The organism is Microbacterium resistens (genome assembly GCF_021172025.1).
GTDB classification, from domain to species: domain Bacteria; phylum Actinomycetota; class Actinomycetes; order Actinomycetales; family Microbacteriaceae; genus Microbacterium; species Microbacterium resistens.
Genome location: NZ_CP082781.1, coordinates 2,929,372 through 2,954,128, shown reverse-complemented (window position 1 = coordinate 2,954,128; position 24,757 = coordinate 2,929,372). Strand labels below are relative to the sequence as shown.

At 70.9% G+C, this 24,757-nt stretch carries 29 protein-coding genes; 14 read left to right on the top strand and 15 right to left on the bottom strand.

The window, feature by feature from the left end:
* Position 1: 1 nt before the first annotated feature.
* The gene (locus K8F61_RS13970) at positions 2-220 is read right to left on the bottom strand and encodes a hypothetical protein (RefSeq protein WP_231819546.1); all 219 of its coding nucleotides are present in this window, start codon (positions 218-220) and stop codon (positions 2-4) included.
* Positions 221-423: 203 nt separating this feature from the next.
* Between K8F61_RS13970 and K8F61_RS13965 the strand changes: the two genes are divergently transcribed.
* Both K8F61_RS13965 and K8F61_RS13960 read left to right on the top strand, forming a co-directional pair.
* Positions 424-693, top strand: a complete 270-nt coding sequence (locus tag K8F61_RS13965; RefSeq protein ID WP_067249642.1) for a hypothetical protein — start codon at positions 424-426, stop codon at positions 691-693.
* Positions 690-1,790: a baeRF2 domain-containing protein gene (locus K8F61_RS13960; protein WP_231819545.1), complete on the top strand. Its 1,101-nt coding sequence runs from the start codon at positions 690-692 to the stop codon at positions 1,788-1,790. Before K8F61_RS13965 ends, K8F61_RS13960 begins: the two co-directional genes overlap by 4 nt.
* Before the next feature lie 20 nt (positions 1,791-1,810).
* Here K8F61_RS13960 and K8F61_RS13955 read toward each other — a convergent pair whose 3' ends face one another.
* The 4 genes from K8F61_RS13955 to K8F61_RS13940 all read right to left on the bottom strand — a co-directional run bounded on the left by K8F61_RS13955 (position 1,811) and on the right by K8F61_RS13940 (position 4,288).
* Positions 1,811-2,419, bottom strand: a complete 609-nt coding sequence (locus K8F61_RS13955; RefSeq protein WP_231819544.1) for a flavodoxin family protein — start codon at positions 2,417-2,419, stop codon at positions 1,811-1,813.
* 79 nt (positions 2,420-2,498) lie between these two features.
* Positions 2,499-3,122: a hypothetical protein gene (locus K8F61_RS13950; RefSeq protein ID WP_231819543.1), complete on the bottom strand. Its 624-nt coding sequence runs from the start codon at positions 3,120-3,122 to the stop codon at positions 2,499-2,501.
* Positions 3,123-3,170: 48 nt separating this feature from the next.
* A complete protein-coding gene (locus K8F61_RS13945) occupies positions 3,171-3,623 on the bottom strand; it encodes a VOC family protein (protein WP_219086964.1) in 453 nt (150 codons plus the stop codon).
* 77 nt (positions 3,624-3,700) lie between these two features.
* On the bottom strand, positions 3,701-4,288 hold the full coding sequence (locus K8F61_RS13940; RefSeq protein WP_231819542.1) for a DUF1349 domain-containing protein: 588 nt from the start codon (positions 4,286-4,288) through the stop codon (positions 3,701-3,703).
* Positions 4,289-4,507: 219 nt separating this feature from the next.
* Here K8F61_RS13940 and K8F61_RS13935 point away from each other — a divergent pair, with 219 nt between their 5' ends.
* The 4 genes from K8F61_RS13935 to K8F61_RS13920 all read left to right on the top strand — a co-directional run bounded on the left by K8F61_RS13935 (position 4,508) and on the right by K8F61_RS13920 (position 7,944).
* Complete coding sequence (locus K8F61_RS13935) at positions 4,508-5,179, top strand: hypothetical protein (protein WP_231819541.1); 672 nt, start codon at positions 4,508-4,510, stop codon at positions 5,177-5,179.
* 50 nt (positions 5,180-5,229) lie between these two features.
* Complete coding sequence (locus K8F61_RS13930) at positions 5,230-6,024, top strand: alpha/beta fold hydrolase (protein WP_219086967.1); 795 nt, start codon at positions 5,230-5,232, stop codon at positions 6,022-6,024.
* Positions 6,025-6,104: 80 nt separating this feature from the next.
* Entirely contained in the window at positions 6,105-7,022 is a 918-nt protein-coding gene (locus tag K8F61_RS13925; RefSeq protein ID WP_231819540.1) for a DUF808 family protein, read from the top strand.
* Positions 7,023-7,026: 4 nt separating this feature from the next.
* Entirely contained in the window at positions 7,027-7,944 is a 918-nt protein-coding gene (locus K8F61_RS13920; RefSeq protein WP_231819539.1) for a J domain-containing protein, read from the top strand.
* A gap of 116 nt (positions 7,945-8,060) precedes the next feature.
* Here K8F61_RS13920 and K8F61_RS13915 read toward each other — a convergent pair whose 3' ends face one another.
* The 3 genes from K8F61_RS13915 to K8F61_RS13905 form a co-directional block, all read right to left on the bottom strand.
* Positions 8,061-8,615: a dihydrofolate reductase family protein gene (locus K8F61_RS13915; protein WP_067245674.1), complete on the bottom strand. Its 555-nt coding sequence runs from the start codon at positions 8,613-8,615 to the stop codon at positions 8,061-8,063.
* Positions 8,616-8,888: 273 nt separating this feature from the next.
* Positions 8,889-9,083, bottom strand: a complete 195-nt coding sequence (locus tag K8F61_RS13910; RefSeq protein ID WP_231819538.1) for a hypothetical protein — start codon at positions 9,081-9,083, stop codon at positions 8,889-8,891.
* A gap of 185 nt (positions 9,084-9,268) precedes the next feature.
* A complete protein-coding gene (locus K8F61_RS13905) occupies positions 9,269-10,402 on the bottom strand; it encodes an AI-2E family transporter (protein WP_219085922.1) in 1,134 nt (377 codons plus the stop codon).
* A 127-nt stretch (positions 10,403-10,529) separates the two neighbouring features.
* Between K8F61_RS13905 and K8F61_RS13900 the strand changes: the two genes are divergently transcribed.
* The 5 genes from K8F61_RS13900 to K8F61_RS13880 are packed head-to-tail and all read left to right on the top strand — an operon-like array spanning position 10,530 to position 15,693.
* Complete coding sequence (locus K8F61_RS13900; RefSeq protein ID WP_231819537.1) at positions 10,530-11,414, top strand: nucleoside hydrolase; 885 nt, start codon at positions 10,530-10,532, stop codon at positions 11,412-11,414.
* 49 nt (positions 11,415-11,463) lie between these two features.
* Entirely contained in the window at positions 11,464-12,765 is a 1,302-nt protein-coding gene (locus K8F61_RS13895) for an ABC transporter substrate-binding protein (protein ID WP_231819536.1), read from the top strand.
* 1 nt (position 12,766) lies between these two features.
* Entirely contained in the window at positions 12,767-13,717 is a 951-nt protein-coding gene (locus tag K8F61_RS13890) for a carbohydrate ABC transporter permease (RefSeq protein WP_084344509.1), read from the top strand.
* On the top strand, positions 13,714-14,550 hold the full coding sequence (locus K8F61_RS13885) for a carbohydrate ABC transporter permease (RefSeq protein WP_067245642.1): 837 nt from the start codon (positions 13,714-13,716) through the stop codon (positions 14,548-14,550). The genes K8F61_RS13890 and K8F61_RS13885 overlap by 4 nt, the downstream gene beginning before the upstream one ends.
* Positions 14,551-14,604: 54 nt before the next feature.
* Positions 14,605-15,693: a glycoside hydrolase family protein gene (locus K8F61_RS13880; RefSeq protein ID WP_231819535.1), complete on the top strand. Its 1,089-nt coding sequence runs from the start codon at positions 14,605-14,607 to the stop codon at positions 15,691-15,693.
* 1 nt (position 15,694) lies between these two features.
* Here K8F61_RS13880 and K8F61_RS13875 read toward each other — a convergent pair whose 3' ends face one another.
* Positions 15,695-16,717, bottom strand: coding sequence for a LacI family DNA-binding transcriptional regulator (locus tag K8F61_RS13875; RefSeq protein WP_067245635.1), 1,023 nt, complete (start codon positions 16,715-16,717; stop codon positions 15,695-15,697).
* Between the two features lie 75 nt (positions 16,718-16,792).
* Here K8F61_RS13875 and K8F61_RS13870 point away from each other — a divergent pair, with 75 nt between their 5' ends.
* The gene (locus K8F61_RS13870) at positions 16,793-17,923 is read left to right on the top strand and encodes a nucleoside hydrolase (protein WP_231819534.1); all 1,131 of its coding nucleotides are present in this window, start codon (positions 16,793-16,795) and stop codon (positions 17,921-17,923) included.
* A 37-nt stretch (positions 17,924-17,960) separates the two neighbouring features.
* On the opposite strand, the gene K8F61_RS13865 is transcribed toward K8F61_RS13870, so the two are convergent.
* Positions 17,961-18,449, bottom strand: a complete 489-nt coding sequence (locus tag K8F61_RS13865; protein WP_231819533.1) for a MarR family winged helix-turn-helix transcriptional regulator — start codon at positions 18,447-18,449, stop codon at positions 17,961-17,963.
* Between the two features lie 79 nt (positions 18,450-18,528).
* Between K8F61_RS13865 and K8F61_RS13860 the strand changes: the two genes are divergently transcribed.
* Positions 18,529-19,710, top strand: a complete 1,182-nt coding sequence (locus K8F61_RS13860; RefSeq protein ID WP_231819532.1) for an FAD-dependent oxidoreductase — start codon at positions 18,529-18,531, stop codon at positions 19,708-19,710.
* Between the two features lie 120 nt (positions 19,711-19,830).
* On the top strand, positions 19,831-20,715 hold the full coding sequence (locus K8F61_RS13855; protein WP_231819531.1) for an immunity 49 family protein: 885 nt from the start codon (positions 19,831-19,833) through the stop codon (positions 20,713-20,715).
* Between the two features lie 21 nt (positions 20,716-20,736).
* Here K8F61_RS13855 and dnaB read toward each other — a convergent pair whose 3' ends face one another.
* From dnaB to rpsF, 5 genes are all read right to left on the bottom strand, one after another.
* Positions 20,737-22,128 (bottom strand): replicative DNA helicase, encoded by a 1,392-nt coding sequence (gene dnaB / locus K8F61_RS13850; protein WP_231819530.1) that lies wholly within the window; start codon positions 22,126-22,128, stop codon positions 20,737-20,739.
* Positions 22,129-23,026: 898 nt separating this feature from the next.
* Positions 23,027-23,479, bottom strand: a complete 453-nt coding sequence (rplI, locus tag K8F61_RS13845) for a 50S ribosomal protein L9 (protein ID WP_067245615.1) — start codon at positions 23,477-23,479, stop codon at positions 23,027-23,029.
* A gap of 12 nt (positions 23,480-23,491) precedes the next feature.
* The gene (rpsR, locus tag K8F61_RS13840; RefSeq protein WP_040168021.1) at positions 23,492-23,746 is read right to left on the bottom strand and encodes a 30S ribosomal protein S18; all 255 of its coding nucleotides are present in this window, start codon (positions 23,744-23,746) and stop codon (positions 23,492-23,494) included.
* 68 nt (positions 23,747-23,814) lie between these two features.
* Positions 23,815-24,315, bottom strand: coding sequence for a single-stranded DNA-binding protein (locus tag K8F61_RS13835; RefSeq protein ID WP_067245612.1), 501 nt, complete (start codon positions 24,313-24,315; stop codon positions 23,815-23,817).
* Between the two features lie 5 nt (positions 24,316-24,320).
* Positions 24,321-24,686, bottom strand: a complete 366-nt coding sequence (gene rpsF / locus K8F61_RS13830; protein WP_067245610.1) for a 30S ribosomal protein S6 — start codon at positions 24,684-24,686, stop codon at positions 24,321-24,323.
* Positions 24,687-24,757: the final 71 nt, after the last annotated feature.

Below are 24,757 nucleotides of genomic sequence, written 5' to 3'. Positions count from 1 at the left end.
GTCAGCCCCGGTCCTCGTCCTCGTCGTCCTCCGGGACGGCCGTCCGCTGCTCGAGGAGGTCCGCCTCGCTCGCGTCCGGCCGGGTCCTGGGCGGCTCCTCCTCGTGGGCGGGGGCCTCGGGATCGCCGGCGTCCTCGGTCGAGGGGCGCTCCTGCTCCAGCCGATCCGCCTCCGTCGCCCGGAGGTCCTGATCGTCGTCCTGGGGTGTGCGGGGGGACATGTCGCTCCCTTCTCGCGCGGCGTCTGGCCGCGCCGCCCGTCGGATCCGGGCCGAACGGCCCGGGCGGTGATGGGCACGAAGCTAACCACACGGATCCACGGCGTCAACCCGGTCGACCCGCGGACAACGAGCGCCTAGCGTGGCTGGCCCTTGTCGACACGACACACGATGAGACGCCCGGACGGGCGCGCGAGGAGGACGCCATGGACGAATCGCAGCGAGGGAACACCACCCACGGTCCGCAGCTCGACGACCAGATGAAGCAGGAGACGCGCGGCATGGTGCAGGGGCACGGCGCCGCGCACGCCGAGCCGTTCCGGGAGAGCGAGCCGCTGCCCGATGACACCGACGCGGAGGAGACCCGGGAGGCCTTCCGCGGAGACGGCGCCCGGGCCGGGGACGCCCCGGCCTCCGCGGACCCGGCGACGGAGGACACGGACGCCGACGACACCGACGACGGGGAGGGACGATGACGGTATCGGATGCGGTGCGCGAGGCGCTGCGCCAGGAGGGGCCGTGGACCACGGCGTACGTCGACGGCCCGAGCGGTGAGCCGGAGGGGGCGGCCGAGAGCCGGTCGCGCTCGTTGAGGGAGCGGCTCCGCGCCGCCGGGGCTCCGGACCAGGACGCCGAGGCGATCGACCGTGCCCTCGCGCCGGGATCGGGGCCGCCCGCACCGTCGTCGCGCTGGATCCTGGTCCGGGGCGGTTCCCTCGTCGCGGACGAGGCGTTCCATGGCCCCCGGAAGGGTCCCGAGGTGATCGCGCACGGCGCGGTGCCGCAGCTCCTGCCGCTGCTGCGGCACCACCAGGACGACGCTCGCATCCTCGTGGTGGAGACCGAGCGCTCCGGAGCGAGGATCCGTCAGGAGCACGTCGGCCGCGGCGTCGGCGATGTGCGGGAGGTCGAGGGAGAGACCGAGGGCATGACCAAGGTCGGCGCGGGACGCCTGTCGCAACCGCGTCTGCACCGGCACGCGGAGGAGGTGTGGAAGCACAACCAGGCGGAGGTGGCGGGCGTCGTCGACGACCTCGTCCGCACGTTCGATCCCGTGCACGTCTTCGTCACCGGTGACGTCCGCGCCCGAGGGCTCCTGCTCGACAAGCTCGGCGGGGCGGCCGCGGCCCGCGTGGTGGTCGTGGACGCGGACACCCGTGCGGACGGCGCGGACGACACCGCGCTGGACGCGTCGATCGCCGCCGCCCTCGACGCGCGCCGGCGCGCCCGGCTCGACGACGCGACGGGTGCCGCCGCGCAGAACGGCGCCGAGGGCATGGGTCCCGTCGTCGAGGCGCTGCAGCGGGCCCGCGCCGGAACGCTCGTCCTCGACGTCCGGATCGGGGACCTCGACGCGCGGCTGGCGGCCCTGCGCGACGAGCCGTGGGTCGCGCGCACCGAGCAGGACGCGTACGACGTGCCCGTGCTCGACGACGTGCCGGCCGGCGAAGCGCTCGCCCGCGCCGCCGTGCTGAGCGGTGCCGAGGTCCTGCTCGACGACCGGGACGAGCCCGCGGAGGACGAGGCGCGCCGCGACCGGGCGGTGCGCGAGCCGGTCGCGGCGCTCCGCTGATCGCCGGCGGGCGCCGCAGATCAGGGCGAGGGGTACGGCGACGCCGCCAGCAGACCCGCCAGGTGCACAGCGTTGGCCGCGGCGGTCCGGGTCGCCGCCGCCACGGCCTCCGGCACCTCGGTCAGATCCTTGTAGTCGACGCCGCTCATCGCCTCGCCGTTCCAGTACACCGCGGGCTGCGCGGCGAGGGTGCAGCCGACGTCGCCGAGGGCCTGGCCCAGGATCGCGGAGATGTGGTGGGCGCCGTCCTCGTTGCCGACGACCACGGGGATCGCCACGGTCCCGAAGAGCGTCGGGCGGCCCGCGTCGTCGGTCTCGCTCAGCTCGGCGTCCAGGCGTTCCAGGACCCGCTGCGCGACCGAGGAGTGCTGGCCGAGCCAGGTGGGCGTGGCGAGCACCAGGATGTCGGCGGCCAGGACCGCGGCGCGGATCGTCGGCCATTCGTCGTCGTCGCCCATGTCGGTGAGGACCCCGGGGAGCACCCGGTGGTCCACCACGCGCAGCGCGTCCCCGCTCACCCCCTGCTCGCCGAGCGCCTCCATCACCTGCTGCCCGAGCACCTCCGTGCTGGAGGGCTCCGGCGAGGGCTTGAGCGTGCAGTTCAGCATCAGTGCGGTGAGAGCGGACATGCGGGCAGGGTAGGCCGCGTCGCCGCCGTGCGGGGAAGGGGGTTCCGCGCGGCCCGCCCACGCGCTAGGCGTCGTCCCGTCACGACAGGTCGAAGTCGGGACGCACCTCGGCGACCGTTCCGAGTTCCTTCTGAAGTCGTGCGTGCAGCTGCCGTCCATGCTCGATCCAGCCGTCCGGCACGGGCGCGGTCTCGTCTCGGGCTTGCCAGGCGGCGTTCCACTCCTTCAGCGCGGTGGCGAGCTCGCGGCTCAACGGCAGGTCTTCGGCGTCGAGCGCGTACTGCTCGCTGAACGACTCCCAGAGCGGCCACTCTCGGCCCCAGTCCGGGAACAGACGGATCACCCGCCGTCCGTCCGGAAGGGTCAGCGGAAGATCTCTGCGTTTCCGGTGCGAGAGCAGCCGGTCCTGCATCTCCGCCCGCATCCGCCACTCGCGGGGCGACGCGGGTCGCGAGTGATAGTCGCCGCCCACCAACCAGATCAGGCCGCGACCGCGGGCGGAGTCATCGACCACCAGGGCGATCGACCACAGTGCGTCGTCACCGGCGAGGGTCATCGCAGACTGCTCGGCCTCCTGGAACGACGCGTCGACCACATCGACAGTGGCCACCGACGACTGAGGACCGCCGAAGACGTAGATCCGATAGCGCGGCTCATTCGACTCCCATGATGAGTCCCGCTCGTCGACGGCGATCGCGCGCATCCGACAACGATATTCGAGAAGCCGCGCCCCGCCGCGAGACCTCGACGCCTAGAGGGACGACCCGCGGCTCTTGGTGAGATCCTGAGCGAGCATGACGAGGATGCCGCTCGGGCCTCGCAGATACGTGAGGAGATACACGTCCTGGTAGTTCGCGACGCCGCGCAGTGGATGACACCCGTGGCGCGCGGCGATCGCCAGGGAGGCATCGAGGTCGTCGACGCGGAACGCCACCCGATGCATCCCGATCTCGTTCGGCAGGGTGGGCTCGGTCTCGATCGCCTCCGGATGGAGGTACTCGAAAAGCTCGAGCCGACCGTTCCCGTCGGGCGTCTGCAGCATGACGACCTTGGCGTGGTTGCCATCGAGCCCGACGGCCGTGGACGCCCATTCGCCGCTCACCTCGCTGCGGTCCAGAACGGTGAGCCCCAGATCGGTGAAGAAGGAGACGGCCTCGTCCACATCGCGCACCGCGATGCCGACGTTCTCGAAGATGATCGGCATGCGACGGAATGCTACTCCCGCTCGGATCCGTCCGATACGGCGTCCTGGCCACGTCGGCTCCGACGCTCGGCCGCGGGCTACGGGTGCAGGGCGGCGTCGGGCGGCGTGCGGCGCCAGGCGTGGAGCGGCACGACGAGCCCGGACCGAGTGGGCGCGCACACGAAGGGGCCGGCCTCGGCCACGAGGTCCGCGGCGAAGGGCACGACCCGCACGAGCCGGGTGGGCTCGCCGACGACGGCCGCGCGCACCGTGATGGCGTCGCCGTCCCGGCTCACCCGGACGAGCACGCGCCGCCCCGTCCACTCCGGCACGGGCGCCAGCGACCAGTCCGATCGGCCGTCCGTGACGACGGCGCCGAGCTGGGCCGCACCGTCGGCGAACTCCACGCCCGCCTTGATCCAGCGCTCCGCCGAGACCCGCACGAAGATCCCGGCCTGGTCGAACTGCGCGGAGAACGCCGCCGTGAACTCGACCTCCATGGCCGAGCGGTCCGCGAACGGCGCGACGAGGGCGTGCTCGGAATCGTGCACGAAGCCGTACGAGGTCAGCCGCCAGGCGTCGCTGCCCTCCGCCGCCGTGACCTCGATCCCGGCCCCGTCGGAGCCGGCGCGAACGTGAACGGGCGGATGGGTCCAGCGGCCCTCGGACCAGACGACGTCGCTCATGCGACGACGCTATCGCGCTCCTCCGGCGGGCAGCCTCCGCGCGGGTGCCCGGGGCGTCCACGGCCGTCGTCATCGCCGAGGCGCGAGGGCGAAGACGACGAGCTCTACGGGGTATCCCGGACCACAAGCCCCCTGTTCCTTCGCCCGTCGATACCGTGACGGTGCCCGAGGCCGGCCGCGGCACTCGCCGCCGGGCCGCACATCTCGAAGGAGCCGTCGATGAGCATCCGGAAACACCGTCCCTCCGCCCGCTGGGCGCTGCCCGCACTGGCGGCGACCGCGCTCCTCCTCGCCGGCTGTGGTGGCGGCGCGGCGGCCCACCCCAGCCCCCATGCCGCGTCCTCCACCCCGCACGCGAGCTCCTCGGCGAAGCCGTCCGCCACGAGCGCGGCAGACGACGTCGACGATGACTTCGATGATGACGACGACTTCGATGACGACGACCTCGACGACGACGACCTCGATGACGATGACGACCTCGACGACGACGATCCGGACCTCAAGGACGACGACGATTCGGACTTCAAGGATGACGACGACCTCAAAGACGACGATCCCGATCTGAAGGACGACGACAGGGGTGACGCGCTGCCTCCCGGCTGCCTGGCGCTGCCCGACGAGCTGGAGGACCTCCTCGACGACGGCTTCACCGCGCCGATCGACGACGTCGCCGGCATGGCCTCTGACGACGGCCTCGGGTACTACCTCGCCGTTCGCCTCGACGACGCGAGCATGGTCGTTCTCTACACCGACGACGATCCGCGCCGCACCCCCTTCACCGCGGAGGTCTACTCCGTCGACGAGCTCGCCCGCTCCCTCTCGACGTTCCCCGCGTCCGAGGACGACCTCCTGGACGATCCCGCGGCCACCCGGATCGTCGGCTGCCTCTGAGCCGTCGCCACTGCGGCCCTGGGGCGACGACGGGGCGGTAGCGTCGTGCCATGGCCCTCTCCGAGCTCACGCAGATGCCCGAGCCGCAGCAGGTGTACGCGCCGGACGGCGTGCGGCTGGCGACCTACACGTGGGGCGAGCCGGATGCGCCGGTCGTGGTCCTCGTGCACGGCTTCGCCTCGCACGCCCGGGACAACTGGGTGCTGACGGGGTGGGTCCGCGATCTGACCCACGCCGGCTACCGCGTCCTCGCCCTGGACCAGCGCGGGCACGGACGCAGCGAGAAGCCGCATGATCCGGCGGGGTATGCGGTCCGAGCGCTGGCGCAGGACGTCGAGGCCGTGATGGACACCTACCTCGTGGACGACGCCTTCTACGTGGGCTACTCGCTCGGCGCGCGCGTGGGGTGGGAGGTCGTCCGCGACCTTCCGCAGCGGATCGGGCGGGCGGTGCTCGGCGGTGTGCCGGACGGGATCCCCCTCGCGCGCCTCGACCTCGGCCAGATCCAGGACTACGCGGAGCACGGCACCCCCGTCCAGGACCGCACGACGCAGAACTACGTGACGCTCGCGGAACGGGTGAAGGGCAACGACCTGCGCGCGCTCCTCGCCCTCGCCGAGGGCATGCGCCGGTCCGGCACGATCGATCCGGATCCCGCCGACGCCCCGGCGAACCCGATCCTGTTCGCCACCGGCTCCCAGGACGCGATCATCGAAGGATCCCGCAGCCTCGCCGCGGCCGCGCCGCAGGGCCGGTTCGTGGAGATCCCCGGCCGCAACCACTTCAACGCCCCCGGATCCCGGGACTTCCGCCGGTCCGCCCTGGAGTTCCTCGCGGGCCCGTGACCGCCCCCGTCGCCGCGGATCCGCGCCGCGGCGGATAAAGTTGCTCTCCGACACGCACCTACTTCGGGGGGACGACACACATGTCGGTTGGACTGCTCGCCGTCGTCGACGACATCCTGAGCGCCGCGATGAAGGCCTCCGCGAAGGCCGCGGGCGTCGTCATCGACGACGCCGCCGTGACACCCCAGTACGTGCAGGGGATCACTCCGGCCCGCGAGCTGCCGGTCGTCGCGAAGATCGCGCTGGGATCGCTGGCGAACAAGTTCCTCATCATCATCCCCCTGGCGCTGCTGCTGACCGCCTTCGCCCCGTGGGTGCTGCCGTATCTGCTGATCCTCGGCGGCACCTATCTCTGCTTCGAGGGCGCCGAGAAGGTCCTCGAGTGGTTCGGCGTCACGCACGGCCACGGTGAGGAGGGGGCGCGGGACGAGAAGCGGCTCGTGCTCGGCGCCGTGCGGACCGATCTCATCCTCTCGACCGAGATCATGCTCATCTCCCTCGCCGGCCTCGACCCCGACATGGGGATCTGGATGACCCTCGCGGTGCTCGCGGTGATCGCCGTCGTGATGACCGGCGTCGTCTACGGAGCGGTCGCGCTGCTCGTCAAGATCGACGACGTCGGGCTGAAGATGGCGAAGAACCCGGACCGCCGCGTGCGGCACACCGGCACCCGGATCGTCCGTTCGATGCCCGCGGTCTTCCGCGTCATCAGCGTCGTCGGCACCGTCGCGATGCTGTGGGTCGGCGGGCACCTCGTCCTCGCGAACCTCGGCGAGGTCGGGGTCGCGTTCACCGCCGACCTGCTGCACGGGGTGGAGCACGCCCTGGAGCCCCTCGGCGGTTTCGTCGTCTGGCTCGGCGACACCGTCGTCTCCGCGATCGGCGGCATCATCGTCGGCCTCGTCATCGTGGGTGTCGTGCTGCTCATCGGACGCCTGCGCGGCAGGACGCCGACGTTCAGCGAGGGCGGCGAGTCGCCGACCGCCGCACGGCACTGAGGCCGTGTTCGACAGCCCCCTGTCCGCGTCGGCGTACGAGATCCTCGACGTCGCGCCGACGATCGACGACGAGGGACTCCGTCGCGCCTACCGTCTGCAGCTGCGCCGGACCCACCCGGACGCGGGCGGAGATGCGGCCGTCTTCATCCTCGTGCAGCGCGCATGGGAGCTCGTTGGGACGCCGGAGGGCCGCGCCGCCTACGACCGCGGACACGGCTTCGCCGACGACGCGCCGTGGGGCGGATGGCACGAGCCCGACGCGCCCGCCGACACCCGGCCGCGGGCGAAGAGCCATGGAACGGCCGGGGGATGGCATCGCCGAGAGTACCTCGCCCGGGTGGCGGTGTGGGCCGGGGATCCGGCGCCGGCCGATCCGTACGACCCCGCCTTCGTCCGCACGGTCCCGCGGGAGCTACGACGCCTCCTCGCCGACGCCCTGGCCGAGGAGGACACCGCCCGGACCGTCCGCGATCTCGGCATGGGCTTCACGGCCTGGCATGACGTGGATGCGAGGAGCGAGCGGGATCCGTCCGGGAAGCTCGACCACGTGGTGCTCAGCCCGTCGGGACTCTACGCCGTGTCGTCCGAGGACTTCGGCGGCGTGGTCCGGCTCCGCGGCGGGGAGGTCATCGGCCCGGACGCCGGCGACCGCGCCCCCGTGACGGCGATGCTCGGCCGCATGCGGATCCTCGCCCGCACCGCGCGGGTGAGGTTCGGCGGGGGTGTCGTGGTGGTCCCGGACGACGACCTGGCCCAGGCGGCGGTGCCGCTCGGATCCCTCCGCGGGGTGCCGGTCGTGATCGTGCGCCGCAGCGCCCTGCGCACCGTGCTGCGCTCCGGGGTTCCCGGCGCGCGCGTGATCGGCGGGAACGAGCTGTTCGACATCCGCTCGCGCCTGCAGCAGTCCGTCCGCTTCGTCTGACCCGCCCCTCCCCCCTCCCTCCCCGTCTCTCCCCGGTTTGGGGTCCTCCTCGGGGTTTCGGGGCGCGCCCTGGGGCACGTTTGCCCCATACGGCGCCCCAAACCGGCGAGGAGGAGTCAGGTGCCGAGGACCGTCGGGACGTACTCGAGGAGCTGGCTGCGCCCGTCGAAGGTCCGGGACTCCACGAGGTCCAGGCGGACGTCGGGATAGCCGTCGAAGATCCGCTCCTGCCCCGTCGCGCCCGTGATGACGGGGAAGATGACGACGCGGTAGCGGTCGGCGAGCCCGGCACGGAGGAGGGATCGGCACAGCGACACGCTGCCGAGCGTGCGCAGCGGCCGATCCGACTCCTCCTTCAGCCTGCGCACGAACGCCACGGCGTCCTCCCGCACGAGCGTCGAGTTCGCCCAGGTCAGCGGCTCGTCCAGGGTCGAGGAGAACACGTACTTCGGCACGGCGTCGAGGCTGTCCACACCCTCCTCCCCGGAGGCGGCGAACCCCGACATGACCCGATAGGTGTTGGCTCCCATGAGGATCGGATGGTCCTTGTCCGGGAGCCCGTCGAGCCAGCCGAGGTACTCGGGGCCCTCCAGGCCCCACCATCCCGGCCATCCCTCGGCGGCGCCGTATCCGTCGAGGGAGATGATGAAGTCGATCGTGAGGGGCTGCATGCCGTTCTCCTTCGCGCCCGGCGCGCGTCGTCGCCCGCCGTCTCGGGTCCTCCCCTGCGCCGGAGCCTACGCATCGCCGCCGGCCGACGGAACCCCTCCCGCCCCTCCCCGTGCTTCCCCCGCGCTTCCCCGGTTTGTGGTCCTCCTCGGGGGCTCGGGGCCCGCCCCGGGGCACATTTTCCCCATACGGCGCCCCAACCCGCGAGAAGGTCCGGAGACGACGACGCCCCGCCACCGGGGATCGGTGACGGGGCGGCGTCCGGGCCTGCGGACTCAGTCGCGCAGGTCCTCCTTGGCCTCGTTGCGCGCCTTGACGGCGTCGCGCTCTGCCTCCGCCTTCTTCACCTCGGCGTCGGCCTTGACCTCATCGGCCTTGTCCTTGACGCGGTCGACCGCGTCCTCGACCGCGCGTCCGGCCTGCTTCGCGGCCTCGCTGACGGTCTCCTTGGCATTCTCGAAGATTCCCATTTCTGGCTCCTTTCCTCGACTGCTTCCCGCCACGCTACCGAGCGCACCTGACAGCGAGCCGTCCGTTCCCTCTCCGCGGCCTCCGTCGGCTCGGGGCACGCCGCCGGTTTGGGGCTCCCGTCAGAGGTTGGGGGCTGCCCGCGGGGCACCCCGCGCCCATACCGCGCCCCGAACCGGCGCGCGCGTCAGGCGAGGGGCGCCGCGGCCGCGCGATCCGCCGGGGGCGTCTTCTTCGCGTCCTGCGCGGGGAAGAGGACCTTCTGCACGATGATGATGATGCTCGCGGCGACGGGGATCGCGACCAGTGCTCCGAGGATCCCGCCCAGCGCGCCGCCGCCGACGGCGGCGATCACCACGATCGCCCCGGGGACCGCGACGGCCCGGCTCATGATCCGCGGGCTGATCACGTATGCCTCGATCTGCATGTAGATCAGGTAGTAGATGGCCGCGATGAGCGCCGTCGTCGGCGAGGTGAACAGGCAGATCAGCGAGATGATGATCGACCCGGACAGCGTTCCGACGAGCGGGATCAGCGAGCCGATGAACGCGATGAGGGCGAGCAGGGCCGGAAGCGGCGCCTGGATGATGGTGAGGAAGATCAGGCTCAGCACGCCGTTGATGAGCGCGAGGCTCGCCTGCCCGATGACGTACCGCCCGACGGCTCCCGACACGTCCTCGAGGATCTCCCGGAACCGGTCCCGGCGGTACGCGGGGACGAAACGCGCCGCGACCCGCTTCATGCTGCGCAGCGACGCCATGAAGTACAGGGTCAGGATGAGGACGATCGTGACGCCCGTGATCCCTCCGGCGATCCCGGCCCCGACGGCGAGCAGCCCGCCGCCGATCTGGCCGAGGTTGCCCGGATCCTGGAGGAACGTGACGATGCCCTGCACGGCATCGTTGAAGGAGTCGCCGTACTGCGCCGCGAGGTGCTCGTACCACTCCGTGTGCGTGACGTTGTCGATGATCTCGGGAGCGTCGGTGATGAGGTTGGAGATCTGCTGCACGAGGATCGGCACGATGGCCAGCACGATGCCGGCGAAGGCGAGGATGACCACCACGACGACGATCGCCACGGCGGCCCCGCGCGGGAGCTTCTTCTCGATCCACGCGACGATCGGATCCAGCCCGAGCGCGAGGAACAGCGCCAGCCCGATGTAGACCAGGACGGTGGAGAGCTGCCCCACGATCGTCCCGATCAGCAGCGCCACGAGGACGCCCAGGGCGCCGACCAGCCCGAAGGTGAACGGCTCGATGCGGCGCGCCGTCGCCTCTCCTCCTGTTCCCTGCGTCAGGATCACGACCTTGCGTGTGCGCATCTCAGTCCCCCCATACGATCGTCGAGGCTTCCAGTGGAGCATCCGGGTCGTGGCGAGTCAATCAGCCGGGCCGGACGAACGGATCATGGGTTGCGCAATCAGAATCTACACGAGTAGAGTCCGGAGCATGCAGACCGGTTCTCCCGCCTTCGTCCTCGACACCGACATCGGCACGGACGTCGACGACCTCCTCGCGATCGCTCTCATCCTCGGCAGCGACGACCTCGACCTTCGCGCCGTGACCACGGTCTACGGCGACGTCGAGCTCCGGGCCCGCATCGTGGCGAAGGTCTTCCGCACGGCCGGCGCGCCCGCCCCCTCGATCGCCGTCGGCGAGCGCGCCACCCGATCCGGTCGCGAGGTCTGGTGGCCCGGCCACGAGGGCGAGACCATCGCGGACCTGGACGCACAGACCTACTCCTCCGCACGCGACGCCGTGTCGGAGCTCGCCTCCGCGCGCACCGTGGTCGCGATCGGCCCGCTGACCAATGTCGCGACCGCCGTGGAGCGGGCCGGGCACGGCATCGAGCGCATCGTGATGATGGGCGGCGAGTTCGCGGCAGGAGTGGTCGAGCACAACATCCGCTGCGATGTGACGGCGGCGGACGTCGTGTTCCGCAGCGGCGTCCCGATCCTCGCCATCGGGCTGGAGCAGACCGAGCGCATCCGCCTCCGGCACGACGACCTCGACCGCATCGGGCGGTCCGGCCCCCTCGGGGCGCTCATCGGCGCCGAGATGCGGCGGTTCTGGGAGTTCGCCGACCAGGACTACAACGTCCCGCACGATCCGCTCGCCGTCCTCTCCCTCGCCCGGCCCGACCTCTTCGAGATCACCCGCGGCACGATCGAGCTGGAGGCGGTCGGACCCGACGAGGGCGTGACGCGCTTCACCGCGACGCCGGACGGACCGCACGCCATCGTCACCGGCATGGACGTCGGCGCCGTCGCGGACGAGGTGCTCGCCCGCATCGTCCGCGCGTGCTCGCTGCCGCCGCACCCCTCCACCCCCTGAGTCCCCGAACGACCCGTTGCCCACCCGAACCACTCGACGAGGAGAGATCATGAAGTCCACGGCACTGCGGCTCGGCGCCGCCGCCGCCACGCTGGCCATCGGCAGCGCCGGGCTGGCCGCCTGCGCCCCCGCCGGAGGGGGCGACGCCGCGCCCGACGGCGAGGTGACGCTCACGTTCGCCAACGCGGATCCGGCCGACACCTGGGCGGTCGTCATCGACGCGTTCCAGAAGGCCAACCCCGGGATCACCGTCAAGCAGCTCAACATCCCCTACGCGCAGTACACGAGCACGATCAACCAGCGCATGACGGGCGGGGGCGGCGACATCGACCTCATGGTCGTGGACGCCGGCGGGGCCGTGCTCGACTGGGCCAACCGCGGATTCCTCGCCGACATCTCCGACCTCAAGGACGCCGCGGTCGACGCGGCAGTGAGCGAGGACATGGTCACCGCACGCGAAGCGGACGGCAAGCTCTACGCCTTGGAGACCTGGACGACCTCGCAGTTCCTGTACTACAACCCCGAGATCCTCGCCGCCGCGGGCGTCGAGCCCCCGAGCAGCGACCCGCAGCAGCCGTGGACCTACGAACAGCTCACCGACGCAGCCCGAAAGATCAAGGATGCGGGCGCGGCCCAGTACCCGTTCCTCTTCGACCAGTGGGACTCGTACTACCAGTTGCAGATGGTCGGGGTCTCGGCCGGCGGCGGGGACGGCATCGACGCCGACGGGAACGTGGACTTCTCCAACTCCGGCTGGCAGCGGGCCCTCACCTGGTACCACGACCTGTTCGAGGAGGGACTGTCGCCCCGCGGCGTCACCAACGACAAGAACGGCGCGCTGTTCCAGACAGGCAAGGCCGGATTCATCGTGTCCGGCCCCTGGGGCGTGAACGTCGCCGAAGAGGGCGACATCCCGTACGGCGTCGCCCCCGCGCCGTACTTCGACGGCGGCGAGCAGGCCACCTCCACCGACTCCTGGTCGGTGGGCATCTCGGCGAAGTCGAAGAAGCAGGACGCGGCTCGTGCATTCCTCGAGTACCTGACGATCGACCCGACCGGCAACGCCCAGTCCGCCGAGGTCGCCGGCATCGCACCGACGAACAAGGAGGCCTACGCGGCGTATGCCGAGAGCATGTCCGCGCTGGGCGGGGAGGCGACCGCGGAGTTCGGCGCGATCATGCAGTTCCAACTGGAGAACAACGCCGTGCACCGTCCCGCGGTGGTCGGCTACAGCGTGTTCGAGCCCGGGGCGAACCAGATGTTCTCCGACATCCGTAACGGATCGGATCCCCGTGAGCGGGCCGCGCAAGCCGACAAGGACATCGAAGCGCAGATCGCGCGACTGAAGTGACATGACCGACACCACAGCACCGACGTCCGTGGCGGGTCCGGGTTCGGCCCGGCCCGTCACGGGCCGAGCACCCGCCCGCCGCCGGACCACGGCGCTGCGCGTCACGCTCATCGCGTTCGCGATGCTGACCCCGGCGCTGCTCACGCTGATCCTGATGCGGGTCGTCCCCCTGCTCAGCGCCGTCGGCATGAGCTTCCAGCACGTCTCCCTCGCCACGGGCGAGACCACGTTCGACGGCTGGGCGAACTACGTGTACCTGTTCAGCGACCCCAACTTCCATTCCGTGCTCATCGTGACGCTCGTGTTCAACCTCGTGCTCAACCCGGTCATCGTCGTCCTGTCCACGGCGCTCGCGCTGCTCCTCGTGCAGAACATCCCGCTCGTGGGCCTGTGGCGATCCATGATCTTCGTGCCGGCCGCGGTTCCCGGCGCCGTCGTGGCGCTGATCTGGAGCACGGCGCTGCAGCCCGACGGCCTCGTGAACGGCATCCTCGGTGCCGTCGGCCTGCCGGCACAGCCCTTCCTCACCTCGGCGAACCAGGCCGCGTTCTCGATCGGGATCATGGTCACCTGGGGGGCGCTGGGCTACTGGATGATCTTCATCATCGCCGGCCTCAAGGACATCCCGGGCTCGCTCTACGAGGCGGCCGCGCTCGACGGCGCCGGGTGGTGGCGGCGGCTCTTCTCGATCACGCTGCCCCTGCTGAAGCGGCCCATGGCATTCGTCCTCATCGCCTGCACGGTCGGGTCGTTCCTGTTGTTCGCGCCCGTGCAGATCCTCACCAAGGGCGGCCCGAACGGCTCGACGAACCTGATCATGTACGACATCTACAACCGCGCGTACCTGCTCGGCGACCTCGGCGTCGGTCAGGCGGAGGTCGTGGTGCTGATGCTCCTGCTCTCCCTCATCGTCCTGGTCCAGTTCCGGCTGCTGAAGGAGGACCGAGCATGAGACGCTCCCGCGGCGCCACCGTCGTCCTGACGGCGGCCTCGGCACTGGTCGCCGTGTCCGTGTTCCTGCCGCTCTGGTGGGTCTTCGCCTCGTCCATGCGCCCCGGCAACTCGTACGTCGAGCACATGACTCCGCTCTCCTGGCTGGCCTTCGTCCCGCTCGGCGGCGACGTCACCAACTACGCCGCGCTGGGGTCCGGAGCCTTCCTCCTCGGGCTCTTCAACAGCTTCCTCGTCGCCGGCCTGACGATCGTCCTCGGGCTCGCGATCGCGATCCCCGCCGCCTATGCGCTCGCGACGATGGAGTTCCGCGGGCGCGGGATCGTCTTCAGCTTCATCATCATCGTCGCGATGATCCCCTTCGACGCGATCGCGATCCCCCTGTCCTCCCTGTTCCAGGGGTGGGGCCTGAGCGACTCGTACGCCGGGCTGGTCCTGCCCGCGCTCGCCAACGGCTTCGCGATCTTCGTGCTGCGGCAGTTCTTCATGGGCGTGCCGCGCGAGCTCATCGACGCCGCCGAGGTGGACGGTCTCGGGCGCCTGGGCACGCTGTGGCGGATCATCCTCCCGCTGTCGAAGCCTTCGCTGATCGGGGCCGGGATGATGCTGTTCCTCTCGCAGTGGCAGGCCTACCTGTGGCCGCTGCTCATCGGCACCTCGCCGGAGCGGCAGCTGGCCCCGATCGTGCTCGCGAACCTCAGCACCGCCTTCACCGTGGACCTCGGGCAGATCCTCGCCGGTTCCTTCGTGCTGAGCATCATCCCCATGATCCTGCTGCTGTTCTTCCAGCGGCAGTACACCGAGTCCCTCTCCACCACGGGGCTCAAGGGATGACCTGACCCACACGCGGGCACCCGGCCCGCCGAAGCACCTGACGAAGGAGACAGGATGAAGACGTACGCACGCCTTTCGGCCGGCATCGCCCTGGCCGGCGCGCTGGCCCTCGGCTCGGGGACCGCGCCCGCGGCCGCCGCGGTGAGCTGGGACCCTGAGTCGCTCACGACCGAGTACGTCCCGACGGGCCCGCCGGACGCGGACGGCCAGCGTCTCTACTACGCCTACGCGCCGAGCGCGATCCGCAGCGGGTCCGAGACCCGGGTGTGGACGTGCCACAACTCCGTCTCCGGCGTGATCGAGGACGACATCTTCGCCGCGACCCTCTCCGGCGGGTCGGTCGTCTCCGACGCCTCCGTCCTCACCCGGAGCGCCAGCGGCTGGGACTCCTTCCACATCTGCGATCCGTCGGTGATCCGTGTCGACGCGACCTACGGCGGGACCGCCTACCGCTACGCGATGTTCTACCTGGGCAACGACCAGGACGCCAGCGCGCACAACCAGGTCGGCGTCGCCTACGCCACGAGCCTGGACGGGCCGTGGGTGAAGAACCCGACCCCCGTGATCGCCTTCTCCGGCTCCGACACCGGCGCGTGGGGTGCGGGTCAGCCGAGCGCCACCACCGTCGACCCGGAGGCGGGCACCGCTGTGCTCTTCTGGACGGAGGGCTACGGGGACACGATCACCTATCGGGCCCTCGTCGACCTGGACGAGCCGGGCGGACCCGTCGTCGGTCCCCGTCTCCCCGTCACGACGAGCGGTCTGACGAGCACCACCGGCGGAACGGACTGGCTGAACAACGCGGACTTCGCCTACGACCCGTCCCGCGACCGGTTCTACGTGGTGCGCGAGCAGCACCCGTACCCGGCCGACTCCCCGGACTACATCGGCTCGTCGGTGCAGGTCGCCAGCATCTCGGGGGCGAGCGTCTGGGGAGGGGGCGGGACCTGGACGGTCGAGGCGGAGATCGATCCCGGTCTGACCGGATACGCCCGGAACCACAACGCCGGACTCCTCCGCTCGGAGTACGGCACGCTGATCGACGCGCAGAGCCTCACGGTCCTGTTCACCACCTCATGCGGCGGGTGCACGGGCTCCCTGTGGCAGTATCGGCTGCACAGCGTGACCGGCGCGATCGGCTGAGCTATCGGGCGGTCGCCGCGCACCCGCACGACTCCCGGGCGACGAGCTCGACCGGGATCAGCAGCGGCGACCGCTCGAGGCCCTTCTGCAGCACGGCGGTGAACGCCGCCTCGGCGATGAGCCGGATCGGCTGCTCGATCGCCGTCAGCGGCGGATCGCTGTACACGGCGTCCTCGGTGCCGTCGAAGGAGATCACCGCGAGCTCATCGGGGACGCCGATCCCCTCGCGCCGGGCCGCCGCGAGGAGGCCGAGCGCCTGCACGTCGGAGGTGACGAACACGGCATCCGGTCGATCCGCGCGGCGGAGGAGCTCGCGCCCCGCCTCGAAGCCCCCCGCCCGGGAGAACTCGCTGCGCACGATCAGCTCGTCGCCGTTCGGAAGGCCCTCCGCCTGCAGCGCGTCCCGCCATCCCTGCTGCCGTCGTTCCACCCCCGGGGCACCGCGGGGGCCGCTCAGCAGGGCGATCCGCGTGCGTCCGTGACCGATGAGGTGCGAGACCGCCTGCATCGCCCCGCCACGATCGTCGACCATCACCGACAGCTGACCCGGCCGCGACCGCTGGTCCAGGAAGACGGTGGGAGTGGATCCCGTCTCGGCCACCGACGCCGGATCCAGGCTCACGATGACGAGACCGTCGATCTGATGGCTGACGAGGGACTCCACCTGGGCGCGCTCCCGGTCGATGTCATTGTCGGCGTCACCGAGGAGCAGGGCGTAGCCGGCGGCGAACGCCTGGTCCGAGAGCTCCCGGGCCAAAGCTCCGAAGTACGTGTTGCTGACGTCGGGGACCACCAGGCCGATCGCCTGCGCGCTGCGCAGGCGCAGGGCACGAGCGACCGCGTTCGGGCGGTAGCCGAGCTGCTCCATGGCGTCGAGAACGCGAGCGCGGGTCGCGGCGGCGACCGGGCGCGGACCGTTGTTGACGACGTAGCTCACCACCGCCGTGCTCACCCCGGCCAGCCGGGCGACGTCGCTGCGCGTCGCGGCGTGCGTCGGCGCGACGGTTCCCTCTTCGTCCGTCACCGTGCTCCCCCTCGTTCGTCGGGCTCGTCTCAAGTATTGCTGCGCTCCCCGAGTCTATTCGAGTAGATTGATGCCATGCCGACTCCCGTCGTCGTCGTGACCGACCTCTACCTGCCGCCGGAGGACCCCGGGGACAACTTCGATCTGCTGTTCCCGTTCGGTTCGGGTCGGATCGACCTGCGCGCCGTGATCCTCGACGTCTCCATCGAGAAGCGCGAGTCCGTCCGCGAGGGCGTGATCGGATATCCGGGCCCCAGGGACCCCGGACTGATCCCCGTGGCGCAGCTCAACGCCCTCTTCGGAACGCGCGTCCTGGCCGCCGTCTCGCCGTTCGCCCGGATGCGCCGGCCCGACGACGAGATGCGGGACGTCCCGGCGTTCCAGCAGGAGGGGCCCGAGCTCATCCTCGACACGCTCCGTCGGGCCGCGGAGCCGGTCCATCTGATGTCCTTCGGCTCGGCGCGCCCGATCGCGGTGGCGTTCAACCGCGATCCCGACCTGATGCGGGAGAAGGTCGCACGCGTGCACTTCTCAGCCGGGTCCACGACGCTCGACTACCTCGAGTGGAACGTGTACCTGGATCCCCTCGCCGCTCGGCGACTCGTCGACTCCGGCCTCCCCATCGCGCTGTACCCGTGCGCGTCCGCCGTCGACTGCTACACGCCGGACGTCCACAACACGGTGTGGTGGCTCGAGGACCTGGCCTGGATCGAGGGGATGCACCCCGTGCTCCGGCGCTATCTCCTGTACGGCCTCGGCGGCGAGCCGCGGATCGACTTCCTCCGCGCGCTCGACGAGGACCCTCCCGCCGACGCCGCGGCGCGGGTGTACGGCCGCCGGCACGCGGTGTGGGAGACCGCTGCCTGGATGATCGCCTCCTCGTCGTCGCTCGTGCGGCGCTCCGACGGCACCCACCGCATCGTCGGGTCCGAGGAGGTCCGACCGGGCGACCGCGTGATCCCCAACGAGCTGATCCCCGCCCGCGTGCGGACCCATCCCTCCGGGCTCTACACGTTCGAACCGGACGACGCGGGCGACGACGACGTGCTCGTCTTCCGTCGCGAGGATCCGGCGGAGTACGAGGCCGCCCTGCAGGAGGCCCTTCCGGCGCTCTATCGCGGCTTCAGCCCACCGGGGTGGCAGGGCTCGACGACGGGGACGCTCCGCGACGCCACTCCTGCCGCATACGCAGGTCCGCTCCTCTGATGCCGCCTGCGACCCCGGGACGAGCCCTGCGCCGGGCTCACCCGGGCTCGCCGCCCTGCCGGAGCAGGTCCGTCTCCACGCGGTTGAGCTCGGCGGCCCGGGCGAGCAGGTCGGCGGCGAACTCGATCCGCTCGTCGTCGAGCGTGTCGAGATAGGCGTTCCACCTCTCCGCGACCCGCCCGTAGACCGGGCCGACGCCGGTCTGCACGGCGGCCGGGTCGGCGGTCACGATCACGCGCCGCCGGTCGTTCTCGTCCCGCGTCCGCCGGACGTATCCCGCGCGCTCCAGCCGATCGATCATCGCGGTGACGGCGCCGCCCGCGGTGAGCCCGGTCCGCGCGGCCAGCTCGCCCGGCGTCGCGGGCCCGTTGCGCAGGAGGATCCCGACCGCCTGCAGGTCCGTGCTGTTCAGCCCCGCCGAGCGCGCGACCGCGTCCTGGAACAGCACCGCTCGCGCCATGAACTCCTGCATCGCCTCGCCCTGACGCGCGATCGCCGCGGCACGCCGTGCAGACGGCTCCCCCATCTGATAACCTCTCTAATATCGAGAGACTCTCTCTTGGAGACTCTCGCTCTCCCTACCAGACTATCGAAAGGCAGATCCGATGCCCAAGGCGCTCATCATCGGCGGCGGCGTCGCGGGGCCCGCCGCCGCCCTGTTCCTCCGACGCGCAGGATGGGAGGCCGAGATCTTCGAAGCCCGTCCCGCCCCGGATGCGTTCGGCGGGCTCTTCCTCAACGTCGCGACCAACGGGCTCGCCGTGCTCGACACGCTCGGCCTGCGCGACCGGCTCCTCACCGACGCGCACCCCTGCCCCTACATGCAGATGCGCAGCGGGCGAGGACGCACGCTCGGCGTCGTCCCGAACGGGCCCGCGGGCGAGCCGGGGCGCGGCAGCGCCGTCGTCCGGCGCGAATGGCTCAACGCCGTGCTCCGCGAGGGCACCGAGGCCGCGGGCGTCCCGACCACGTGGGATGCCCGGCTCGAACGGATCGTCGAGGACGCGGACGGTGTGACGGCCCATTTCGCGGACGGCCGCCGGGCGACCGGCGACATCCTCGTCGGAGCCGACGGCATCGGGTCCCCGACGCGACGATGGATCGATCCGCACGCGCCCGAACCGGCGTACACGGGACTCATGAGCATCGGCGGGTTCGCACGGGTCGACGGCCTCGCCCCGACCCCGCTCACACAGACGATGGTGTTCGGCGCCCGCGGGTTCTTCGGCTACCTCGTCCGGGACGACGGCACCGTGTACTGGTTCGCGAACCCGACCCATGCGGAGATCGACCGCGAGGCGCTCCGGACGAGGCCGGTCGAGGGGTGGATCGACGAGCTCCGCGCCCTGCACGCCGATGATCCGTTCCCCGTCCCGCAGATCCTCGACGCCGTCACCGGGCCCGTCGGCGCCTACGGCATCTACGAGCTCCCCCATGTGGCGCACTGGCATCGGGGGCGCGTGGTCGCGATCGGCGACGCGGTGCACGCCACCTCGCCCAGCGCCGGCCAAGGCGCCTCCCTCGCCCTGGAGGACGCGGCGACGCTCGCCCTGTGCCTGCGCGACGACCCGGATCACGCCCGGGCGTTCGCGCGGTACCAGGCGCTGCGTCAGCCGCGGGCCGAGGAGGTCGTCGCGTACGCGAGCGCGATCAGCAAGCAGAAGAAGGTGACGTCGTCACGCCTCGCGATCCTGTTGCGCGACGCTCTGCTGCCCCTGTTCCTCCGCGGCGCGATGCGCGACACCCGCAACAACCATCTCTACAACCACACCGTGCCGTGGGACTGAGCCGACCGCGCTGAGCGGGATCCCCTGTGCCGGAGCTTCTGTGCCGGAGCTTCTGGCAAGCTGATGTCCGCACCCGGCGGCCGCAGCTCCCTCGCCCGCCGAGCAGGAGGGAAGCGCGGGATGGACGCGGGATCAGCGGCGGACGCGGTGTCGGCGATCGAGGCCGAGGTCGACGAGGTGCTCCGGAGGGTGACCGGACCGGATCGTGCCGGGACCCGGTTCGCCGCGTCGCGTCCGGCATTCGTCGCCGCCCTCGACCCGCAGGCGCTCGTGGTCCTGAACCTGCAGTCGCCGGAGCAGCACCTCGGACCGGTCCTCGCCGCGAGCCTCCGCCACGACCCGGCGCGGTTCCGCGATCACGCCGTCGACTACCTCCGCCTTCGCGCAGTGAGCCGGGTGGCGGTCCCTCCGTTCGGGGGCGGCGTGGGCCTCACGGATCCGCTCCTCGGCTTCGCCGCCGACGACGAGGCGATGATCCGTTACGACGCCGCCCGCTCGGCGCCGATCGACGCCGGCAGCTGGACCGGCGACCCCGACGTCCCGATCCTCCAGAACCTCGTCCACGCCGTGCTCACGGGCGAGGCGCCCGCCCGCGACCTTCCGGCGGAGAACCTCCCCCGCGCGACCGCGGCGCTGGTGCAGGCGCTGCAGGCGCTGCTCCGGGAGGACGCCCCGGCCTTCCGCGAGGCCATCCGCGCCTTCCGCTCGCACGCCCGGCGCAGCAGGTGGATCCGTGACCGCTACAAGGGGCTCTCCGACGTGCCCATCCTCACCCTCGGCCTGTGCGCCGCCGCCCTGCGCCGGGGCCTGCCCCTGCCGGACGAGGTCCTCAGCGCTGGGGAACGCACGTACCTGGACGGGCTCCGCACTCCCCTGCCTCCGCCGCGCCCTCGCGCCTACATCGGCGGTGCCGCGGTCCTGAACCCCCTCGTGACCGACCCCGGCATCGAGCTCCCGGCCCTGCGCCAGCGGCTCGCGGACGCCTGGGCACGGGAACCGCGCTGACCGCGCACGGCGGCGCTCGGCTCAGCCGAAGTCGCCGCCGCCACCGCCGTTGAAGTCGGGGGCCATGTCGGCGAAGCGGGAGAAGTGGCCCTGGAAGGCGACCTGGATCGTCGCCGTGGGGCCGTTACGGTGCTTCGCCACGATCAGGTCCGCCTCGCCAGGACGGACGTCCTTGTCGTAGACGGAGTCACGGTGCAGCAGGATCACCATGTCGGCGTCCTGCTCGATCGATCCCGACTCTCGCAGGTCGCTGATCGCGGGCTTCTTGTCCTGCCGCTGCTCGGGACCACGGTTCAGCTGGCTGAGCGCGATCACCGGCACCTGGAGCTCCTTCGCGAGCAGCTTGAGCGCACGCGAGAACTCGGAGACCTCCTGCTGACGCGACTCGACGCGCTTGCCGCTCGTCATGAGCTGCAGATAGTCGATGATGACCATCTTGAGACCGGCGCGCTGCTTGAGCCGGCGGCACTTCGCGCGGATCTCGACCAGGGTCATGTTGGGGCTGTCGTCGATGTACAGGGGGGCGTCGTTGATCCGCCCGCGGGTCGCCGCCACCGTCGTCCAGTCGCGCTGGTCGAGCGTGCCCTTGCGCATGTTCTGCAGCGGCACGGCGCCCTCGGCGCTGAGCAGACGCATGGCGATCTCGCTCTTGCCCATCTCCAGCGAGAAGAAGATGGAGGGCATGTTGTGGCCGATCGACGCCGCGCGTGCGAAGTCCAGCGCGAGCGTCGACTTACCCATGGCCGGACGCGCCGCCACGACGATCATCTGGCCGCCGTGCAGCCCGTTGGTGAGCTCGTCCAGCTCACGGAAGCCGGTCGGGACGCCGGTCATGGTCCCGTCGCGGCCGTTCGCGGCCTCGATCTCCTCCACGGCGGCGTCGACCGCCACGGTGAGCGGCACGTAGTCCTCGGTCGTCTCGGTGCCGGTCACGGAGTAGATCTCGGCCTGCGCCGTGTTGACGAGGTCGGTCGCGTCGCCCTGCCCGTCGTAGCCCATCTGCACGATACGGGTTCCGGCGTCGACGAGCTTGCGCAGGATGGCGCGCTCGGACACGATCCCCGCGTAGTAGCCCGCATTGGCCGCGGTGGGGACGATCGAGGTGAGGGTGTGCAGGTAGTCGATGCCGCCGGCGCGCTGCAGGTTGCCCGTCTTGACGAGCTCGTCGCCGACGGCGATCACGTCGGTGGGCTCGCCGTGCGAGTACAGCGAGAGGATCGCCTCGAAGATCAGCTCGTGCTTGGGGATGTAGAAGTCGGTGCCGCGCAGGGTCTCGATCACGTCGGCGACGGCGTCCTTCGACAGCAGCATGCCGCCCAGGGCGCTCTGCTCGGCGATGAGATCGTGCGGCGGGGTGCGCTCCGGCTCGCGCCCTCGTCCGAGTCGCTCCTCAGAGATGTCGGCGATCGACAAACCGCTCCCCCTTCTGCGCGCATCATGCACGCCTCGAACGCTCGCGAACGCCTCGCCCGCGCTGGGGCGCGGTTGCGCTCGGTGTCCGACCCGGGATCCCGAACGCGTGATGTGGACCGGACTCCGCACAGCAGATCACGGACCACCGACATCGCGTGTGACTCAGGCTAGGAGGGCGATTCCACACCCGCAACACACCCTGTGGATAACTCTGTGGAGAGGTTGCGAAGAACTTGGGTGTGTCTGTGAACAGCGCCTGTGGACAACGCGGTGGATGTCGGTGAGTCCGGACTCTTTAATTGGGCGTGACCAGGGATTAGTGCTTTCCCCAGCCTGTGGATGGATTCCTGCTTAAAGCGGGGATTGAAGGTTGTCGCGACACCGGTCGCCATGTGCACAACCTGGGGAGAACAAGGGGATGGCGGGCCCTCTTGTCAAGCTCGGATCCACACCGGGCGCGTCTCCCGCGTGATCATGCGGAAGACGCCGCGACACGCCGGGGCAGGATACCGATCGTCTCGGCGCTGCGACGCTCACGGCGCCGCGGAGACGCCCGTCACGCCGTCGGCAAGCTCCGCGGCGAGGAGCACGGCCGAACGCATCGCATCCCGCCGATCCTTCAGGCCGGAGACGTCGTCAGAGCACCCCGGCGGGCACGTCGAGCACGGCCTCGCTCAGCGGCGGCTCCGGGGCCATGGCGGAGCATCCGGCGAGAGCGCCGCCGAGCACACGCCGAGGACGGCGACGAGCCCCGGGACGGCCGGGCAGGTCGATCGACGCCTGGCCGGATCCTAGTCACGCACGGCGGCGCCCGTCAGACCCTGGCGCGTCTCGTGGGCAGCCGACACGACGAAGCCCCCGGGTCCTCGGACCCGGGGGCTGTCGTACGGCGTCGCGCTTACTTGGCGGCGACGACCTGAAGGGTGATGACCGCGGTCACGTCCTCGTGGAGACGGACGGTGGCCTCGTGCTCGCCGACCGACTTGATCGGCGAGGTGATGTGCACCTTGCGCTTGTCGATCGCGCCGATGCCGGCGGCCTCGACGGCGTCCGCGACGTCGCCGGTCTTGACGGAACCGAACAGACGACCCTCGGCGCCCGCCTTGACGGCGAGGCGGACCTTGGCGGCCTGCAGCTTGTCCTTGAGCGCCACGGCCTCTTCGCGGTCGTGGATCGCACGGGCCTGGCGAGCCGAGCGGATCTGCTCGACCTGCTTCTCGCCACCGCGCGTCCACGCGACGGCGAAGCCCTGCGGGATGAGGTAGTTGCGGGCGTACCCGTTCTTGACCTCGATGACGTCGCCAGCGCTACCGAGCCCGGCGACCTCGTTCGTGAGAATCAGCTTTGCCATTGTCGGTACCCCTTAGCGGCCGGCGCCGGCGTAGGGCAGGAGCGCCATCTCGCGCGCGTTCTTGATCGCCTTGGCGATCAGACGCTGCTCCTGCACCGAGACTCCGGTGATGCGACGGGCGCGGATCTTGCCGCGCTCCGAGATGAACTTGCGGAGGGTCGCGACGTCCTTGTAGTCGATGACACCCACGCGGATGGACTTCGCGGGAGCGGCGTTCTTCGCGCCCTTCCGCGGCTTGCGGCGGTCGCCGCTCGACTTTCCAGCCATGAGATTTCCTTAGGTGATGAAGACTCCGGCCCCTCGACGGGCTCAGGACCGGACTCAGAAGTTTGGGATCAGAAGGGCGTGTCGTCGCCGAAGCTGCCGGGCGTCGACCATGCATCGGCGCTGGACGAGCCGGGCGTCGACCACGGCTCCTCCGACACCTGCTGCTGCTGCGGGCGCTGACCGCCGCCGCCACCGGCTCCTCCCGAGGCGGCGCGGGTGACCTGCGCCGTCGCGTAGCGGAGCGAGGGGCCGATCTCGTCGACCTCCAGCTCGATCGCGGTGCGGTTGTTGCCCTCGCGGTCCTGGTAGGAGCGCTGGCGCAGACGACCCTGGGCCACGACGCGCATGCCCTTCGTCAGCGAACCCGCCACGTGCTCGGCGAACTCGCGCCAGACCGACGCGCGGAGGAACAGCGCTTCGCCGTCCTTCCACTCGTTCGCCTGACGATCGAAGGTGCGCGGCGTCGACGCGATGGTGAAGTTCGCCACCGGCAGCCCGTTCTGCGTGTAGCGCAGCTCGGGGTCGGCGGTGAGGTTGCCCACCACGGTGATGACGGTTTCGCCGGCCATGGGGATTACGCCTTCGCGACCTTGGGCTTGCGGGCGGCCTTCTCCTCGGCGCGCTTCGCCTCGGCGGCGACCATGGCCTGGGCCTCCTCGGCGCGCAGGACCTTGGTGCGGAACACGAGCTCGCTCAGCTTGAGCTGGCGGTCGAGCTCCTGCGTGGCCTCGCTCGTCGCGGTGAAGTTGACGACGGCGTAGATGCCTTCGCTCTTCTTGTTGATCTCGTAGGCGAAACGGCGCTTGCCCCAGACGTCGACCTTGTCGATCGAGCCACCATCGTTCGTGATGACCTTCAGGAACTTGTCGAGGTTGGGGGCAACCTGGCGCTCGTCCAGCTCAGGGGTCAGAATGACCATGAGCTCGTACTGGTGCGTCACTTACCCACCTCCTTCGGACTAGAACGGCTCCCGGGACTTTCCCGGAAGCAGGAGGGTGTGTTGCACGTGTC

What these genes read in the sequence shown, in the direction of transcription:
- K8F61_RS13970 (WP_231819546.1), bottom strand. Translation starts at nt 220, where the DNA reads ATGTCCCCCCGCACACCCCAGGACGACGATCAGGACCTCCGGGCGACG.
- K8F61_RS13870 (WP_231819534.1), top strand. Translation starts at nt 16,793, where the DNA reads ATGCCGACTCCCGTCGTCGTCGTGACCGACCTCTACCTGCCGCCGGAG.
- K8F61_RS13880 (WP_231819535.1), top strand. Translation starts at nt 14,605, where the DNA reads ATGAAGACGTACGCACGCCTTTCGGCCGGCATCGCCCTGGCCGGCGCG.
- K8F61_RS13885 (WP_067245642.1), top strand. Translation starts at nt 13,714, where the DNA reads ATGAGACGCTCCCGCGGCGCCACCGTCGTCCTGACGGCGGCCTCGGCA.
- rplI (WP_067245615.1), bottom strand. Translation starts at nt 23,479, where the DNA reads ATGGCAAAGCTGATTCTCACGAACGAGGTCGCCGGGCTCGGTAGCGCT.
- K8F61_RS13950 (WP_231819543.1), bottom strand. Translation starts at nt 3,122, where the DNA reads ATGCGCGCGATCGCCGTCGACGAGCGGGACTCATCATGGGAGTCGAAT.
- K8F61_RS13890 (WP_084344509.1), top strand. Translation starts at nt 12,767, where the DNA reads ATGACCGACACCACAGCACCGACGTCCGTGGCGGGTCCGGGTTCGGCC.
- K8F61_RS13945 (WP_219086964.1), bottom strand. Translation starts at nt 3,623, where the DNA reads ATGCCGATCATCTTCGAGAACGTCGGCATCGCGGTGCGCGATGTGGAC.
- K8F61_RS13930 (WP_219086967.1), top strand. Translation starts at nt 5,230, where the DNA reads ATGGCCCTCTCCGAGCTCACGCAGATGCCCGAGCCGCAGCAGGTGTAC.
- K8F61_RS13860 (WP_231819532.1), top strand. Translation starts at nt 18,529, where the DNA reads ATGCCCAAGGCGCTCATCATCGGCGGCGGCGTCGCGGGGCCCGCCGCC.
- K8F61_RS13900 (WP_231819537.1), top strand. Translation starts at nt 10,530, where the DNA reads ATGCAGACCGGTTCTCCCGCCTTCGTCCTCGACACCGACATCGGCACG.
- K8F61_RS13935 (WP_231819541.1), top strand. Translation starts at nt 4,508, where the DNA reads ATGAGCATCCGGAAACACCGTCCCTCCGCCCGCTGGGCGCTGCCCGCA.
- K8F61_RS13960 (WP_231819545.1), top strand. Translation starts at nt 690, where the DNA reads ATGACGGTATCGGATGCGGTGCGCGAGGCGCTGCGCCAGGAGGGGCCG.
- K8F61_RS13905 (WP_219085922.1), bottom strand. Translation starts at nt 10,402, where the DNA reads ATGCGCACACGCAAGGTCGTGATCCTGACGCAGGGAACAGGAGGAGAG.
- K8F61_RS13865 (WP_231819533.1), bottom strand. Translation starts at nt 18,449, where the DNA reads ATGGGGGAGCCGTCTGCACGGCGTGCCGCGGCGATCGCGCGTCAGGGC.
- rpsR (WP_040168021.1), bottom strand. Translation starts at nt 23,746, where the DNA reads ATGGCTGGAAAGTCGAGCGGCGACCGCCGCAAGCCGCGGAAGGGCGCG.
- K8F61_RS13895 (WP_231819536.1), top strand. Translation starts at nt 11,464, where the DNA reads ATGAAGTCCACGGCACTGCGGCTCGGCGCCGCCGCCGCCACGCTGGCC.
- K8F61_RS13915 (WP_067245674.1), bottom strand. Translation starts at nt 8,615, where the DNA reads ATGCAGCCCCTCACGATCGACTTCATCATCTCCCTCGACGGATACGGC.
- K8F61_RS13940 (WP_231819542.1), bottom strand. Translation starts at nt 4,288, where the DNA reads ATGAGCGACGTCGTCTGGTCCGAGGGCCGCTGGACCCATCCGCCCGTT.
- K8F61_RS13955 (WP_231819544.1), bottom strand. Translation starts at nt 2,419, where the DNA reads ATGTCCGCTCTCACCGCACTGATGCTGAACTGCACGCTCAAGCCCTCG.
- K8F61_RS13965 (WP_067249642.1), top strand. Translation starts at nt 424, where the DNA reads ATGGACGAATCGCAGCGAGGGAACACCACCCACGGTCCGCAGCTCGAC.
- K8F61_RS13925 (WP_231819540.1), top strand. Translation starts at nt 6,105, where the DNA reads ATGTCGGTTGGACTGCTCGCCGTCGTCGACGACATCCTGAGCGCCGCG.
- K8F61_RS13835 (WP_067245612.1), bottom strand. Translation starts at nt 24,315, where the DNA reads ATGGCCGGCGAAACCGTCATCACCGTGGTGGGCAACCTCACCGCCGAC.
- K8F61_RS13855 (WP_231819531.1), top strand. Translation starts at nt 19,831, where the DNA reads ATGGACGCGGGATCAGCGGCGGACGCGGTGTCGGCGATCGAGGCCGAG.
- K8F61_RS13910 (WP_231819538.1), bottom strand. Translation starts at nt 9,083, where the DNA reads ATGGGAATCTTCGAGAATGCCAAGGAGACCGTCAGCGAGGCCGCGAAG.